Source organism: Croceicoccus sp. BE223, from assembly GCF_031457155.1.
Taxonomy (GTDB): domain Bacteria; phylum Pseudomonadota; class Alphaproteobacteria; order Sphingomonadales; family Sphingomonadaceae; genus Croceicoccus.
The window spans coordinates 605,040-619,453 of sequence record NZ_JAVDWB010000001.1; the positions used below are offsets into that span (position 1 = coordinate 605,040).

Sequence of the window (14,414 nt, forward strand, 5' to 3'; positions counted from 1 at the left end):
CCTACCTGGTCATGAAAAGGGGGTCAGGAGAAAATCGAGAGTTGCAGGCGATCGTCGCCGTCCTGCTGGTCGCCGTTCAGCTGCAGCGCGTCGGCGCCGCCGTCCTGCTGATCGCCCGACAGCAACAGCGCGGATTCCGGCGCGGCATCGGCGCCCAGCATCAGGCGCGCGAAGACGACCGGCCGCGCCGCTGCGACAACGCCGATCGCGCCCAGCGCATCGGTCGCGATCAGGAACGTGAAATGGGACCGGACGGGTTTCGTGCGGACGACTTCGGCGATGACCTGGTCGACGAATTCGGACGTCGGCGCGGCGCCATCGTTGCCGCTGATCGAAACGGTCAGGGTGAAAGTGTGCGGTTCGCCGGGCGGATCCTGTTCGAACCATTCGCGCATGACGACATGGCCGCCGAACGAGGCGACGACGTCCTGGATCGAACGGGTCGTCCCCTTGCGCCGTTGAACCGCGATCGCGGCCGCGATCCGCGCGCGGCGGATTCGCAGCGGCCAGGTCGCGTCCCAGCTGTCGATCGACAATGCCCAGGCCAGCCAGGGCAGCAAGTCTTCGGGGCAATCCCAGGGCGACCAAATGTCGCGCAGCGGCGCGCCGATCGCGCCGACCCGAGCGCCGATCAGCATTTCGAGCGCCTTTTCCAGCGTCGTCGCGTTCGGGGGCAGGATCTGCATCATTCGTTGAACCCGGCGTCGACCAGATCGATCGCGGTCACGGCCGCGCATTCGGCGCGGGTGATGACCATGTCGGCGGCCGGTTCGTTCAGGATCACGTTCTGGACGCCTTCGGCGAACAGCGCGGCGATGATGCCGGCGCGGCTGACGTCGCGGCCAAGGCGCAGCGTCGCGGCCAGAAAATCGTTCAGTTGCGCCTGCGCCTGGGCCAGAACCAGCGCCTGATCGGGGCCGTTCAGGAAAATCAGGTCGGCCTGGATCGTGAACGGGATGATCGTCGCTGACTGGACCGTGACCTGATCGGTCAGCGGCCGGATCGTGTCGGCGTTCAGCCGCGCGTCGACCGTCGCCAGCAATTCGGGGCTGGCCGTGCCGTCCCCGGTGCGCGACAGGATCGTGATCACGACTTCGCCGGGATCGGGGCTTTCGACCGATGCATCGCGAACGTCGCCGTCGGCCGACAGCGCATGGAAGATGTAGGCGCCCGCTGGGCCGGCGACCGAATAGCCTTCGGGGCCGAGAACCATGCGCCGGCGAAAATCGGTGTCGGATTCGTAAGTCGGCGCGATGCCTTCGTCGGGATCGCCTTCGTCGAGGATGAACCGTTCGACGCCGAAGGTCGCGGCGATGTGGTCGAGATCCGCGCCGACAGCGAACGCCGGCATGATGGCGCGAGCCGCATCGTTGACCCGCTGGCGCAGGATCAGTTCGCGATAGGCGAACAGCTGGACGACCTTGACGATCGGATCGCTTTCGACCGTTGCGTCGAAGGTCGGGAAATAGATCTGCAGCTGCGCGAGCGCGGCGGCCAGGATCGTTTCGAAATCCAGGCTTTCGATGATGCCGGGCGCAGGGATCCGCGAAAGATCGACGCCGGTGAAACTGTCGCTTGCTACTGCCATGCGCCGGATCATCGCGGGCGCGGGCATCTATTCAATCCGCGCGCGTTGTCGCGGCCGGCCTGACAACGGGGGCCGCTTCGATCCGCGCGCCTGGTCGGCCAGTCTGTCGCCGTTCATCACAATGCGGATCCGACAGCCATGACCGACAAACGAACCGACCAGCTGCCAGAGGCGGACGCGCTGGACGGCGCCGAACTGGTCGCGATCGTCCAGGGCGGCCATTCGCGCCAGGCGCCGCTGGGCGACATTGCCGGGATCCCGCACGATCACGCGATCGAAGACGTCGCGGGATTGCAGGCAGCGCTGGACGGCAAGGCGGCCGACGATCACGGCCACACGATCGGCGACGTCGCCGGATTGGCCGCGGCGCTGGCGGCCGCGAGCATCGCGACAAGCGAGGAAATCGCCGGTCCGACTTACACGCTGGCTCTGGCTGACGGGGCGAACAAGTATAAGCGGGCGACGAACGCCGGCGGGTGTCTGATCACGGTTCCCCCAGATTCCGACGTCGCCTTTGCGATCGACACGGTCGTCACGTTTCGGGCCGCGACCGCCGGCCTGGTGAGCCTGGTGGCGGGGGGCGGCGTGACGCTGAACCGGCCAGGCGGATCCGGCGGGTCGCTGAATTTCGCCGAAGAAGGCGCGACAGTGCAGATCAAAAAAGTCGGCGCCAACGCCTGGGACGTCATCGGCGGCACGGCTGCAGCTTAAAGGAGTTTTCGAGAATGGTTCTTAGGTTCCAAGGCGGCGAAAACGACGCTTTTCTGGCGACGCCCGCCGGCACGACCGACGCTGGCGCCTATGTCGCGCCCAACCGAGCGGGATCCGCCGGCGTCACGACGCCTTTTTTCGCCGACACGCCAATCGGCAGCTGTCGTTTCATGGCCGGTAACGACGGGCAAACCTATTCCCTGGGCTACTACTCCGGTTCGACCATTTTCGAATTGAAAAGTGCAGACAACGTCGCGCGGATTCGGTTGCAGACGGCCGGTTCCAATAATTTGAACTTCCAATGGTATAACGGGACAGCATGGGTGACGATCGGCGGGGCGTTCTATGGCGCCTGGTCGGATGACGTCGCCGTCAACATAAACTGGAAGATCGACGCGGCGGCCGGCTATATCACGCTGTTTGTCAATGGCAGCTTTGTGCGAGGCATTACGGCCGCCGACACTTCCGCTTTGTCTCCTATTGCGCGGGTCCAAAGTTACACGCCCAGCCAGGAGCGCCTAACGATCAGCGAATTGATCGTCGACACGCAAAATTGCCTGAATTCGCGCGTGTATCACTTCCCGCCGACTGCCCAGGGTGACGACGCCGGCGGAACTGGCAATTACACGGCGATCGACGAAACCGCGGTCAGCGTTGCCGATTTTGTGCAGTTTGACGCTGTCGGCCAGAAACAATGTTATACATCGGCCGCGCGCGCGACGACGCTGCGGCCGACCGGCCTGACCGTCGTCGGAAACTTTTTGAGGACAAGCGAAACCGGGCCGACCGGGGTCCGCGCCTATCTGAAAATCGGCGGGGTCTATTATTATGGCGCGGCCCAGGCGGTCGACGTGATCAATACCCATTTGCGCGAAACGTGGCTGATTAACCCGGCAACAGGATTGGCCTGGACGAATGCCGAAATCAACGCGGCGACGCTGCAATGGGGGTGGGAAGCGGTGGCCGCATGACCGTCCAGATCAACAAGTCGAGCCTGGTCGTCGGCGAAAAAGCCGATGAAGGCCTGCTGATTTTCAAATCGAGCCTGGTCGTCGGTGAAAAGGCCGATCAAAGCTTGATGATGTTCAAGTCGAGCCTGGTCGTCGGTGAAATAGAAATGACCGACACGCCGCGGCGACAGCCGATGATCAGCACGTTCTAACGCGTCGAGCGACAACGCCGCGCCATATCGCCAGGCCGGCCAGCTGGGCACGATCGCGCCAACATTTCATGTTGGAGCTTGTCCGATGGATCGGAAAGAGTTGCGCGACCAGGCGGCCCATGCGGCCGTTTCCCTGTTGACGGTGATCCCGCTGGTCGTCTGCGTCGGCTTGGGCGCCGGGTTCCTAGCGATCACGATTGCGGGGATCTGGGCGGGCCTGTCGGTCGGGATGCTGGCCGAAGTGAAGGAACGCGGGTCGACCGTGACCTGGCCGGCGGTGAAGCGGGCGGTCGGATCCTGGCGCGACCTGGGCGGCTATGCCGCCGGCGGCGCGCTGATCGGATTAGGTGCGGCGATGTTCAGGGCCGCGGCATGAGCGCGCCGGCCGAACCCGCGCAGCTGACCGCGCGAACGGTGCTGGAAATCGCCGATCATGAAGGCGTCGTCCTGGAAGCCTATCTGGACAGCGTAGGCGTGTGGACATGGGGGGTCGGCGTGACCGACGCGAGCGGGCACAAGGTCGGCCGCTATGTCGACCAACCTGCGACGCTGGAACACGTTCTGCGCGTGTTCGAATGGTTGCTGCGGACCCGTTACCTGCCGGCCGTGCTGACCGCCTTTGCGGGCCATGACCTGACCGAAGCGCAGACGGCGGCGGCGCTGTCGTTCCATTACAACACGGGCGCGATCGGTTCGGCCGAATGGGTCCGGTTGTGGAAGGCCGGCAAGGTCGACCAAGCGCGCGTCGCGATCATGAACTGGTCGCAGCCGCGCGAACTGATCGGCCGGCGCAAGTGCGAACGCGACCTGTTCTTCGACGGGCGCTGGTCCAGCGACGGGATCGTCGGCGTGTTCCAGGTGCAAAAGCCGGGCTATCGGCCGATCCGGCCGAAACCGACTGACCTTCGCCTGGCCATCACGCGGGCGATCGACGATGGGACGCGGGCGGCATGATCGGGGTCGGCATTCTGGCGGGGATCCGCGCCGCCTGGTCGGCCTTTGTCGAATTGCCGCGCGCGGTGCATGTCGCGCTGATCGTGCTGGTCGGCGTGATCGCAGCGGTCGCCTGGCTGGCGCGCCACGACGCGCGAACTATCCAGGCGCACGATGCCAAGGCGGCCGCCGCGACTTCGCAGGCGGTGACGCGCGCCGATCGCGCCGCGATCGCCGCCGACGCCCAGCGCGAAATCCAGAGACAGGCCGCCAGTGCCGAAACGAGAGAGGCGATCGACCATGCCGAAGACATTCACCCTGTCGAAGTGCGCCGGCCTGCTGGCCCTGCTGTCCGTGCCGCTGCTGACAGCCTGCGGAGACGCGCGGCCGCAAGTCGGGACGCCGCCCGCTGAATGGACCGCGCCGGTCGCCTGGCCGGTCGTGCCAGCGGGCGAAGCGCAATGCCCAGACGAGGAAACCGGCGCCCCGGCGCCGTGCCTGTCGGATCGGGAAACCGCCGATCTGCTGGCGGAACTGGCCGACGCCCTGGACGCGGCGAACGGGAAGCTGCAGCGCCTGGGCGATTGGTTCGACGAATTCGCGAAAGCGAAGGCGGGGAAATGATCGATCCGGTGACGATCGCGGCGGGTTTGACCGATGCCCAGGCCGCCGCGCTGCGCCATGCCATGCCTTGCGAGTTCGCCGGAACCTATGTCGGCAATTGTGGCGTGCTGATCATGGGCGAACTGGACAGTATCGGTCTATTTCGCGAACCGCCTGCCGACGGTGGCGGGACTTGGGGGATCGTCGCGCGCCTTAATGAACGCGGCCTGGCCGTGCGTGACGCGGTTCTGGTCAGTCGTCCAGGGCTTCCATGACCGTTTCCATGATCATGTCGCGGTCGCCTTTGGGCAGGCCCAGCAGGCGGCGCGCGGGGTAGCGATATTTGGGCGACCCGGCGGCGTGTTCGACCTTGTCGACCAGGCCGAAGTGATGAACCGCAGCGGCGCCGGCGACCAGCGGGCTGAACCGGAGTTCGACGCTGTCGGGCTTTGCCATGATCCGCATGTTGCGGGCTAGGCCGATTTTCCTGAACATTTTCCCGCGCCGTGCCGACGCTTTATCGCGGGGCTTTCGCGGTTCCATTGCCGACCCGTCGGGCTGGACGTTGCGGGCGATCCGTTCGGCGTTGTTGCGGCGCAGCTGCTGACCGATCTTGCGCGCGAGGCGGATCCGCTGGCCGGGTTTCAGGCGTTCCATGACGCCGGCCAGCCAGGGTTCGATCGCTTCGAGGCCGTCGCCGCTGGTCGTCGTCATGGCACGACCTGTTCGCCGCCCATGTAGATCTGCGCGAGCGGGGCAAGCGTTTCGCCGATCGGCATATCGTCGGCGAACAGCGGATCGGGTTCGGACAGGTGCTGCAGGTCGAACCCGCCGCCTTCGCGCGGGACCAGGACGACCTGTTCGGTCAGATCCAGTTCGACGACCAGGTCGATCGTCGTGTCGTCGAGAATGTCGGCGTTGAACGAATAGCCACGGCCGGCGCCGGCGGCCAGGACGTCGGGCTGGTTCGTGCGCAGCCAGTCGTTCACGGCGAGGAAGATGATCGATGGGTGATCGGTGTAGTCGGTCACGACCAGGTGCAGCTTGTATTCCCAGCTGAACGCGCGCGACGCGGTCATAGGCGAGCGGATCCGGCCTTCGTCCAGCCAGATTTTCAGGCGATCGGAATCGCGGCCCAGATCGGGCAGGACAGCGGTGATCGCGGCGCGCAGGGACGCGGGCTTTTCCATCAGTCGATCCGCCACCAGCGCGACGGGTTGCCGGCGGCGACCGCATGGATCCGCAAGGCCGCGTAAGCGATCAGGCAGGGGTGCGCGAGGTCGTAAAACAGTTCTGTCCCGGTCAGTCGGCCCAGGCCGAACAGGCCGGCCGCGACGGCGAGGCACCAGAATTTAAGATAGCGAACGAACAGGTCGGCGCGCAGCGATGCCAGGACGCGGTCGAAGATCACGAACGCGATCGCGAGATAGGCCAGGCCGATCACCATGTCGAACAGGTCAGGCATCGGTTTTCCCCCTGCCCAGGATCTTATCGAGCAAGGCTTTGGGCAGGCCGGCGACTTGCTCTTTCATCGAACCGCCGAACCCGCGGGCGGATTCGACGATATAGGTCGACAGGCCGCCAGCGCCGGCCATGACCAGGTGCAGCGACCAGGTCGGCGCCAGGGTGGCATGGGCGATCGCGGCGATCAGCGCGCAAGTCACGGCCGACAGCAGGGTCAGCGCGTAGGTTTTGCGTTCGCCGGGTTCGGTGAAATACATGACCAGGAAGGCGGCGGCGATCGCCAGGAACAGGCCGCCCAGGAACTGATCGACCGGGGCCGCGATGCCCAGCGAGCCCATCGCAATCGCGAGGGCCAATTTTGCTTCTGCGCCCATGCCAGTCATTCCCACAGTTTCAAGGTTTCGCGCGCGGCGATCGGCGAGGCGGCCGGTTCGGGCAGCGTGACGATTGCGCCTTCGGGCAGGACCGGGCCGGCATCGGCCAGGCCGCGGTTCAGTTCGAAGGTCGCTTCGGTGATCCCGGCGGTCGTGCCGAGTTCGCGCCAGCAGATCAGGTCGAGCGTGTCGCCTTGCCTTGCCTGAACCGTCGGCATCAGATCAGTTCCACGGCGGTTCGGGTCGTGCCGATCATGTCGCGGATCGCGTGGGTCGCCATGCGGCGATAATCGGCCGCGACGGGGACGAATTCGTCGGCGCGCGCGTCGCCGTCGTCGGTCGCCGAAATGTCGCGATAGGTTTCGGCCAGTTCGGCCGCGGCGGTGCAATAGACGGCGCGGCGGAACAGAACTTCCATCTTGCCGGCCTGGGCGCCGATCGCTGCCAGATCGCCGGCGCCGGCCGCGACATGGGCGGCCTGCCAGGCGGCCAGTTCGTTCATGACCGTGACCAGCGCGCCTTCGATCGCGAAAGTCAGACGGCCGTGCGTGACGACTTTGCCAACGCGGATCTTGTCGCGCATGTCGTTGCAGCTGATCGCGGGGAACCAGCCATCGGCCGGGACCGTCGAATCCGCGGGCGACGCCGGGGCCGGGGGATTCGCGATCAGGGACATGTTCGAACGGTTCCTTTTCTAACGGGGGTGAGGTCGGGAATTCGGGCGAAGGCCTTGCCCTATTCCGTCCCGCCCCCGGCGCGGGTGGCGCAGCTGGTCAGTCGGACGCCGGCGCCGCGCCGGTGGCAGTCAGTGCCTTGCGGTCGCGTTCCAGGCGTTCGGTCAATTTCTTCACGCCCGCGTTCCGGTTCAGCGAGAGCGCGCGGGAAAGGGCGGACAGGGCCGCGTCGATCAGGGCGACCTTGCCGCCGGCGACGCCGCTTTCGGCGTCGGGTTCGAAGGCGTCGGCCTTGGCCGCCAGGGCAAGGCCGATCGCCTTGTGCAGCTTGGCGCGAACCTGATCGTGCATGTCTTCGCCGGCGGTCAGATCCTGGACCGCCTGCAGATATTCGAGGTCGATCGCGCCGGGGCGCAGGCCGGCTTCGGCGAATTCTTCGGCGATCAGCGTCGCGGGGCGGCGCGCGTAGCGTTCGGGCAGGCGCAGATCGTGTTTCAGGACATAGCGGGCGACGTCGAGCGCCGTCGGCCAGCAGGCGAGGTCGATCAGCCAGATCAGCATGGTGACGACGATTTCATCCTGGGCGCCGGTGTCGCCATCCAGGGCGCCGTCGACCCAGGGCAGATAGCGGCCGATCATGTCGCGCTTGGCTTCGACCTTGCGTTCGATCGATTCGATCTGGCGAAGGCGGTTCAGATCGAGGCCCAGCGCGGCCAGCAACAGCTGATATTCGCTGGCGACCGGGCCGGTCGTCGGCATGGGCCGCGCGGTGCCGGTGCGGCCGACGGGCTGCTGGGCCAGGATCCGCTGGCGATTGCGAAGGGCGGGGCTGAACATGGGCGCGGGTTCCTGTCGGGCCGGTGGCTTAGGGGCCGGGTTCCCGCCTGGCGCCGTTAAAGGGGAACGGGCGCCAGGCGGGGTCGGACTGGCCGCTAGGGCCAGTTGTCAGGGTCAGGGAGCGGGGCGGGCGGGTGCCTTGCCGACGACGATGTTTTCGACCAGCGCGACTTCGCGCAGATCTTCGACGACGAAATCTTCGTTCACCGATTCGTAGTTCGCCACGCGATCGAATTCGGGTTCGTCGGCGAGGCGGCGGCGGCGGGTGCCTTCCTGCCAATAGATCGACAGGTTATCGAGGCGGGTGATCAGCAGCGCGTCGGCCGGGAAGAACGGGACGCGAACCGCCGGCAGGCCGCCCAGCTGCTTCGTCGAACGGATGATCCGGTCGGCCGCTTCGACTTCGGTCGCGGTCGTGCCGGCGCCCTGCGCGATCTGGAAATACTTGTCGTCGACCAGGTCATGACCGACGATGACGACCAGTTCGGTGTCGCTGCGGCGCCATTCGGGAATGAGGCGCTTGGCATCCAGGACGAGCGCGTCGAGCGAGGCATAATCGACATCGGCGTCGACCGCGTTCGTGCCGTCAAACAGGTCGCCGGCGCCGACATAGATCGCTTTCAGGGCCGCGTTGTTCGTGCCGTCGGTTTCGACAGTCAGGTTCCCGTCGTCGAAAACCTGGCCGGCCGCGCGGGTGCGGATTTTGTGCAGCCAGCCTTCGTTAACGTCCTGCAGGAGCGGGTTCGCGACGCGATCGGTCGCCGCGGCGATCGACGTGCCGTTCCAACCGATCATGATCCGGTCGCGGGCCTGCTGTTTTAGGATCGCGTTGCGGACGACCAGTTCGAAATTCTCCTTGTGGCGCCAGGCGTCCAGCTTCGAATAGCGCAGCGACCAGTCGTAATCCGTCTTCGTGCAGAAATACGGATTGTCGCTGGTATCGGTCGGGTCGGCCGGGTTGCGGCGATTTCCGGCGGCGGTGTTGGTGCGACCGGCGGTCGTCTTGGTCGTGGCGACGCCGACGGCTTCACCCGACTGTTCGATCACCGGAACGACATTGATCAGCTGCAGGAATTCGACCGATTCCTGCATCGTTTCTTCGACGGTCTGGGCGACGGCCGGATCGACGGTGAACTTGACGGTCGCGCTGTCGACGCTGTTCAGCAGCGCGATCTGGCTGACGTAGGCGCCGAACAGGGCGCGGGTGGCGGTGTGCATGGGTCGTGTTCCTCTAGCGAAGGGGCGCGGGGTTCGTGTGGCGGTTCGGGGTCAGCAGTTGGTTTTCGCGGTGCCGTTGCCGCCGGTGGCGGGCGGGCGGTTCGTGAAGCCAGGGGCGGGGATCTTGCCGATCGTTTCCGACAGCGTCGCGACCTGGGCGGTCAGCGCGGTCACTTCGGCCTGGCGCGCTTCGCCGGCCGTGCGCAGATCCGCGAAGGCGGTCAGCATGGCCGTGCCGAGCGCGGCGACCTGGGCGGTCAGTTCGGCGATTTCGGGCGCTGCCGCCGGCGCGGCCGGATCGGCGGCCGGTTGCGCCGGCTGTTCGACGATCGCAGGCGCGGCCGGGCCGGCGGTCAGCTTTTCGACCAGGGCGCCGATCTTGGCGAAAATCCCGGTCGGGTCGGCCGACGCGGTCGGATCGACCGTTTCGCCTTCCATTTCGATTTCGGCTTCGATCGCCGCGCTGAACAGGTTGGCCGCGTCCAGCTTGCGGCCGGCCAGCGGCGACTTGTCGCCCTGGGTCGCGCAGAACTGTAGCATTTCGGTGCCGAGCGACGCGGGGCTGTCGGTCACGGCGAGGCCGACCAGATAGGCCTTGCCGGTGCCGGCGAAGTTCGGGTTCACTTCGATCGACGAATAAAGCTTTTGTTTCGCGCGGTTGATTTCGACCAGGCTGTCGAGCGCGTCGATCTGGGCGAACAGGGCCAGGCGCTTTTCGGTCTTGCCGCCGACGTCGAGGTCGATCGTTTCGGTTTTCAGCGCGACGACGTCGCCCAGCGAGGAAAACGGGCCGGTCGCGGTGGCGCCGCGAATGTGTTCCATGTTGACGCGCGCCGCATAAGTGGCGGGCTTGTAGGTCGCCGCCATGTCTTCGATCCACTTGCGGTCGATCGTGCGGCCGTCGGTCGTCGCGCCTTCGACTGCGACCCGGAAAAAACGCGATTTCGCCATTTGAACTTGCTCCGTCCTGCGTTGTGTGGCGCGCCAGGCGGGACGGCGGCCGGTGAGTTGACGACAAAGGGCCGGTTCGCAGGCCTATTCGCAACGCGGGCGCGTTGTGGCGCGCGGCGTCACAACGGGGGGCGGTTCGGGAAGGGGACCGCGCGGGCATAGCGTCGCCGGCATGGCAAGCCTGGCGATCGACGATCCTGAACTGAACGAACCAGCGTCGACCGGGATCCCGGCGACCGGCGAGGGCGGTGGCGCGATCGGCGTTGTGTCGTCGGCGTTCGCCATGCCGGCGCGGCGCCGCGCGCGATCGCTATACTGGCAAGGCTGGACGCAAACCCAGATCGGCGAGGAATTGGGCCTTTCGATCAACACGATCGCGGCCTGGAAACGGCGCGACGACTGGGACGCGGCCGCGCCGCTGGAACAGGCGCAGGACGCGACCGTCGCCCGCTATGTCCAGCTGATCGCGAAAGAGAAGAAAACCGGGACCGATTTCAAGGAAATCGACCTGCTGGGCCGGCAGATGGAACGCCAGGCGCGGATCGAGAAATACCTGGGCGGCGGGAATGAGGCCGACCTGAACCCCAATGTCGCGAACCGCAATACCGCCGAAGTGCGCGAGAAAAAGACCAAGGCGAAAAACCTGATCACGCCGGACATGGTCGCCCAGCTGCGCGACGACATGGCGGGCGAACTGTTCGGGCATCAAACCGACTGGCTGTCGACGACCGCGCTGCGGACCCGCATGATCCTGAAATCGCGGCAGATCGGCGCGACCTGGTATTTCGCGCGCGAACGACTGTTGGTCGCGCTGGAAAGCGGGAAAAACCAGATCTTCATTTCGGCGAGCCGCGCCCAGGCGAACATTTTCCGAAACTACATCGTGCAATGGGTGCAGGCGGTTTGTGGAATCACGCTGAAAGGCGACCCGATCGTCATTCAACGGGGAGAGGATGAGGACGGCGCGGCGCTGGATCCGGTCGAACTGCATTTCCTGGGCACGAATTACCGGACGGCGCAGGGCTATCACGGCGACGTCATCATCGACGAATGTTTCTGGATCTACGGGTTCGAAGAACTGTTCAAGGTCGCGTCGGCGATGGCGACCCAGCGGCAATATGCGATCACGCTGTTTTCGACGCCGTCGACCCTGGCCCATGAGGCCTATCCCATGTGGTGCGGGGACAGGTTCAACAAACGCCGCGCCAAGGCCGACCGGATCCGCCTGGACATTTCGCACGACGCCCTGAAAGCGGGCGCGGCCGGCGCCGACGGGATCTGGCGCCAGATCGTGACGATCGACGACGCGATCGCCGGCGGGTTCGACCTGGTCGATCCGGCCCAGCTGCAGCTGCAATATGCGGTCGACGAATATGAAAACCTGTTCGGTTGCGTGTTCCTGGACGACAGCCAATCGATGTTCCCGCTGGCCGCCATGCGCCGGTGCATGGTCGACAGCTGGGATGAATGGCAGGATCTGCAGCCTTATTCGCTGCGGCCCTTCGGCGACGGCGAAGTGTGGCTGGGCTATGACCCGAACGCGAGCGAGAACGGGACCGGCGACGACGCCGCCCTGGTTGCGGTGGCGCCGCCGTCGAAGATCGGCGGGACGTTCCGGATCCTGGAGAAACGCCGCCTGAAAGGGCTGGATTTCGCCGGCCAGGCCGACGCGATCAAGGAATTCTGCAGCCGCTATCGCGTGACGAAAATCGGGATAGACACGACCGGCGCGGGCAAGGCCGTGCATCAGCTGGTTTCGAAATTCTTCCCGACCGCCGAAGCGATCAACTATTCGATCGACACGAAAACCGCGCTGGTTCTGAAAGCGAAAAACGTGATCACCAGCGGCCGGTTGAAGTTCGACGCCGGGTGGCTGGACGTCGCCACGGCGTTCATGGCGATCCGCCCGGAAATCACGAAAGGCGGGTCGCGCGTCACCTATGTCGCGAGCCGCGCCGGCGGGGCCGGCCATGCCGATCTTGCCTGGGCGATCATGCATGCCCTGCAATTCGAACCCCTGGACATTTCCGAACCCGCCGGTGGCGGGTCGACCGTGGAGATCTGCTAAATGACCGAACATCTGCAGCTGGCCGCGCCGGCCGACGGCGCCCTGGCGAACCCGGATCCGATCGCCGAAGTCTTCACGTTCGGCGATCCCGAATCCGTGCTGGATCGCGGCGAGATCTTCGACCTGTTCGAAACGGTGCAGAACGGCCGCTGGTATGAACCGCCGATCAGCCAGGCGGGCCTGGCGCGGGCCTATCGCATGACCAGCCACCATCAGTCGGCGATCGTGCTGAAACGAAACCTGCTGGTTCGCGCGTTCAAGCCTTCGGATCTGCTGTCGACGACGGCCTTTTCGCGCTGGGTTCTGGACTGGCTGTTGATGGGCAACGCCTACATGGAAGCGCAGCGGAACCTGGCCGGTGACGTCGTGCGGCTGATCCCGGCGCCGGCGGTCTATACCCGGCGCGGGGTCGAGGCGGGCCAGTTCTTTTTCGTCCGGTCGCAGTTCCTGCAGAACAAGGCCCACGAATTCGCGCGCGGGGCGGTGCATCACCTGATCGAGCCCGATCCGATGCAGGAAATCTACGGGATGCCGGAATATCTTTCGGCGATGCAGTCGGGCCTGTTGAACGAGGCCGCGACGCTGTTCCGGCGCCGGTATTATCGCAACGGATCGCATGCCGGGTTCATCCTCTACATCAGCGAGGAAGGCCTAGGGACCGTCGACAGCGACGCGATCCGCAAGGCGATGAAGGACGCGAAGGGGCCGGGGAATTTCCGGAACCTGTATCTGCATATCCCGAAGGGCAAGAAAGACGGTGTGCAAATCCTGCCGATCAGCGAGGTCGCCGCGAAAGATGATTTCCTGAATATCAAGGACACGACGCGCGACGACGTTCTGGCCGCGCATCGGGTGCCGCCGCAGCTGCTGGGCATCGTGCCGAAGAACGCTGGCGGGTTCGGGAATGTCGTCGACGCGGCCAGGACGTTCTACGAACTGGAAATCGAGCCGATCCAGCAGCGGCTTTGCGAGTTGAACGAATTCCTGGGCTTTGAAGCGATCGCCTTTACGCCGCGGGAAGGGCTGGCGATGCTGACCAGCCAGGCGCCGGCCGACTAAGGTCCGGCCGATCGGCCAGGTGCGTCGCTGGATCCGGCGCCCTGGTCGACCAGGCGATCGGCACCGCGCCAGATCAGCGGCTGATCGCCGCGCTGCAAGCGGCCCATCGCGGCCGCGTTCCGAAAGATCCTGACCGACCCGTCGGCGTTCATGACCGGGCGGCCTTTCCTGACAAGATAGAACATGGGTTCGATTCCCAGGCGATGATTGCGTCGGCCTGGGCATAGCTGCGCGCGCGGGGCGCGTATCCAACAAACGACAGCGGTCGATCGGCGGGCAGGGCAGGGCCAGCGACGCCAGCGCGCGCCCTGGGCGGTCGCCGCGCACGCCAGGCCGGCCGACGTCATCCACGCCCCGCGCGCCGCGCTTTCCCCCACGCCCCGCCCGACCTTTCAGGCAATGGATTTTTTGCAGATGAGGCGGCGGCCGTGCGGGACTTGAGGCGGCCAGGGTAGGGACCGCCGGCGAAACGGGGAAAACGGCGGAATTCAGCCATTGCAGCCCAGACTTGGCGCGATCGTGACGATCTTCGGGCCAGGCAGGGGTCGGGGGAACCCTTACATTTATGACATTCGACGAAATTGGAATTCAACGGTCTGAATTTGCTGAATAAAAATGTAATAGCTTGGCCCTGACACGACCCTGACATTTCCCCAGCCTCTCCATTATATCGTTGATTTATAACGATATTATAAGATCACAATATAAGGGTTGCTGACCCTGATTAGGTAATGGCGATGTAAGGGCAAATGTAATGGCGCAAACCCGCAGA

General features: G+C 65.4%; 21 protein-coding genes. 10 read left to right on the plus strand and 11 right to left on the minus strand.

Annotated features, from left to right (window positions below):
- Nucleotides 1–23: 23 nt before the first annotated feature.
- Both J2X37_RS03070 and J2X37_RS03075 read right to left on the minus strand, forming a co-directional pair.
- On the minus strand, nt 24–686 hold the full coding sequence (locus J2X37_RS03070) for a phage tail protein I (RefSeq protein ID WP_310017579.1): 663 nt from the start codon (nt 684–686) through the stop codon (nt 24–26).
- A complete protein-coding gene (locus tag J2X37_RS03075; protein ID WP_310017582.1) occupies nt 686–1,588 on the minus strand; it encodes a baseplate J/gp47 family protein in 903 nt (300 codons plus the stop codon). Before J2X37_RS03075 ends, J2X37_RS03070 begins: the two co-directional genes overlap by 1 nt.
- Nucleotides 1,589–1,726: 138 nt before the next feature.
- On the opposite strand from J2X37_RS03075, the gene J2X37_RS03080 reads away from it, so the two are divergent.
- The 8 genes from J2X37_RS03080 (at nt 1,727) to J2X37_RS03115 (ending at nt 5,272) form a co-directional block, all read left to right on the plus strand.
- Entirely contained in the window at nt 1,727–2,299 is a 573-nt protein-coding gene (locus tag J2X37_RS03080; RefSeq protein ID WP_310017584.1) for a hypothetical protein, read from the plus strand.
- 14 nt (nt 2,300–2,313) lie between these two features.
- Nucleotides 2,314–3,270, plus strand: a complete 957-nt coding sequence (locus tag J2X37_RS03085; RefSeq protein ID WP_310017587.1) for a hypothetical protein — start codon at nt 2,314–2,316, stop codon at nt 3,268–3,270.
- The gene (locus J2X37_RS03090; RefSeq protein ID WP_310017589.1) at nt 3,267–3,461 is read left to right on the plus strand and encodes a hypothetical protein; all 195 of its coding nucleotides are present in this window, start codon (nt 3,267–3,269) and stop codon (nt 3,459–3,461) included. Before J2X37_RS03085 ends, J2X37_RS03090 begins: the two co-directional genes overlap by 4 nt.
- A gap of 85 nt (nt 3,462–3,546) precedes the next feature.
- Nucleotides 3,547–3,837 carry a hypothetical protein gene (locus tag J2X37_RS03095; protein ID WP_310017591.1) on the plus strand — a complete coding sequence of 97 codons (291 nt, stop codon included), beginning with the start codon at nt 3,547–3,549 and terminating at the stop codon, nt 3,835–3,837.
- On the plus strand, nt 3,834–4,415 hold the full coding sequence (locus tag J2X37_RS03100; RefSeq protein WP_310017593.1) for a glycoside hydrolase family protein: 582 nt from the start codon (nt 3,834–3,836) through the stop codon (nt 4,413–4,415). Before J2X37_RS03095 ends, J2X37_RS03100 begins: the two co-directional genes overlap by 4 nt.
- Complete coding sequence (locus tag J2X37_RS03105; protein ID WP_310017597.1) at nt 4,412–4,807, plus strand: hypothetical protein; 396 nt, start codon at nt 4,412–4,414, stop codon at nt 4,805–4,807. Before J2X37_RS03100 ends, J2X37_RS03105 begins: the two co-directional genes overlap by 4 nt.
- A gap of 28 nt (nt 4,808–4,835) precedes the next feature.
- Nucleotides 4,836–5,018 (plus strand): hypothetical protein, encoded by a 183-nt coding sequence (locus J2X37_RS03110; RefSeq protein WP_310017600.1) that lies wholly within the window; start codon nt 4,836–4,838, stop codon nt 5,016–5,018.
- Complete coding sequence (locus J2X37_RS03115) at nt 5,015–5,272, plus strand: hypothetical protein (RefSeq protein ID WP_310017603.1); 258 nt, start codon at nt 5,015–5,017, stop codon at nt 5,270–5,272. The genes J2X37_RS03110 and J2X37_RS03115 overlap by 4 nt, the downstream gene beginning before the upstream one ends.
- On the opposite strand, the gene J2X37_RS03120 is transcribed toward J2X37_RS03115, so the two are convergent.
- From J2X37_RS03120 to J2X37_RS03160, 9 genes are all read right to left on the minus strand, one after another.
- A complete protein-coding gene (locus tag J2X37_RS03120; protein WP_310017607.1) occupies nt 5,250–5,711 on the minus strand; it encodes a phage virion morphogenesis protein in 462 nt (153 codons plus the stop codon). The genes J2X37_RS03115 and J2X37_RS03120 overlap by 23 nt on opposite strands.
- A complete protein-coding gene (locus J2X37_RS03125; RefSeq protein WP_310017610.1) occupies nt 5,708–6,187 on the minus strand; it encodes a phage tail protein in 480 nt (159 codons plus the stop codon). Before J2X37_RS03125 ends, J2X37_RS03120 begins: the two co-directional genes overlap by 4 nt.
- The gene (locus tag J2X37_RS03130) at nt 6,187–6,444 is read right to left on the minus strand and encodes a hypothetical protein (RefSeq protein ID WP_310017613.1); all 258 of its coding nucleotides are present in this window, start codon (nt 6,442–6,444) and stop codon (nt 6,187–6,189) included. The genes J2X37_RS03125 and J2X37_RS03130 overlap by 1 nt, the downstream gene beginning before the upstream one ends.
- Before the next feature lie 10 nt (nt 6,445–6,454).
- Nucleotides 6,455–6,835: a hypothetical protein gene (locus J2X37_RS03135; protein WP_310017616.1), complete on the minus strand. Its 381-nt coding sequence runs from the start codon at nt 6,833–6,835 to the stop codon at nt 6,455–6,457.
- Nucleotides 6,836–6,840: 5 nt separating this feature from the next.
- Nucleotides 6,841–7,053: a tail protein X gene (locus J2X37_RS03140; protein ID WP_310017619.1), complete on the minus strand. Its 213-nt coding sequence runs from the start codon at nt 7,051–7,053 to the stop codon at nt 6,841–6,843.
- Nucleotides 7,053–7,511: a head completion/stabilization protein gene (locus J2X37_RS03145; RefSeq protein ID WP_310017623.1), complete on the minus strand. Its 459-nt coding sequence runs from the start codon at nt 7,509–7,511 to the stop codon at nt 7,053–7,055. Before J2X37_RS03145 ends, J2X37_RS03140 begins: the two co-directional genes overlap by 1 nt.
- A gap of 97 nt (nt 7,512–7,608) precedes the next feature.
- A complete protein-coding gene (gene gpM / locus J2X37_RS03150; RefSeq protein ID WP_310017627.1) occupies nt 7,609–8,346 on the minus strand; it encodes a phage terminase small subunit in 738 nt (245 codons plus the stop codon).
- A gap of 114 nt (nt 8,347–8,460) precedes the next feature.
- Complete coding sequence (locus tag J2X37_RS03155; RefSeq protein ID WP_310017630.1) at nt 8,461–9,564, minus strand: phage major capsid protein, P2 family; 1,104 nt, start codon at nt 9,562–9,564, stop codon at nt 8,461–8,463.
- Nucleotides 9,565–9,615: 51 nt separating this feature from the next.
- Nucleotides 9,616–10,515, minus strand: coding sequence for a GPO family capsid scaffolding protein (locus J2X37_RS03160; protein WP_310017633.1), 900 nt, complete (start codon nt 10,513–10,515; stop codon nt 9,616–9,618).
- Nucleotides 10,516–10,798: 283 nt separating this feature from the next.
- Between J2X37_RS03160 and J2X37_RS03165 the strand changes: the two genes are divergently transcribed.
- Both J2X37_RS03165 and J2X37_RS03170 read left to right on the plus strand, forming a co-directional pair.
- Nucleotides 10,799–12,583 carry a terminase large subunit domain-containing protein gene (locus J2X37_RS03165; protein ID WP_310018064.1) on the plus strand — a complete coding sequence of 595 codons (1,785 nt, stop codon included), beginning with the start codon at nt 10,799–10,801 and terminating at the stop codon, nt 12,581–12,583.
- Complete coding sequence (locus J2X37_RS03170) at nt 12,584–13,642, plus strand: phage portal protein (RefSeq protein WP_310017636.1); 1,059 nt, start codon at nt 12,584–12,586, stop codon at nt 13,640–13,642.
- Nucleotides 13,643–14,414: the final 772 nt, after the last annotated feature.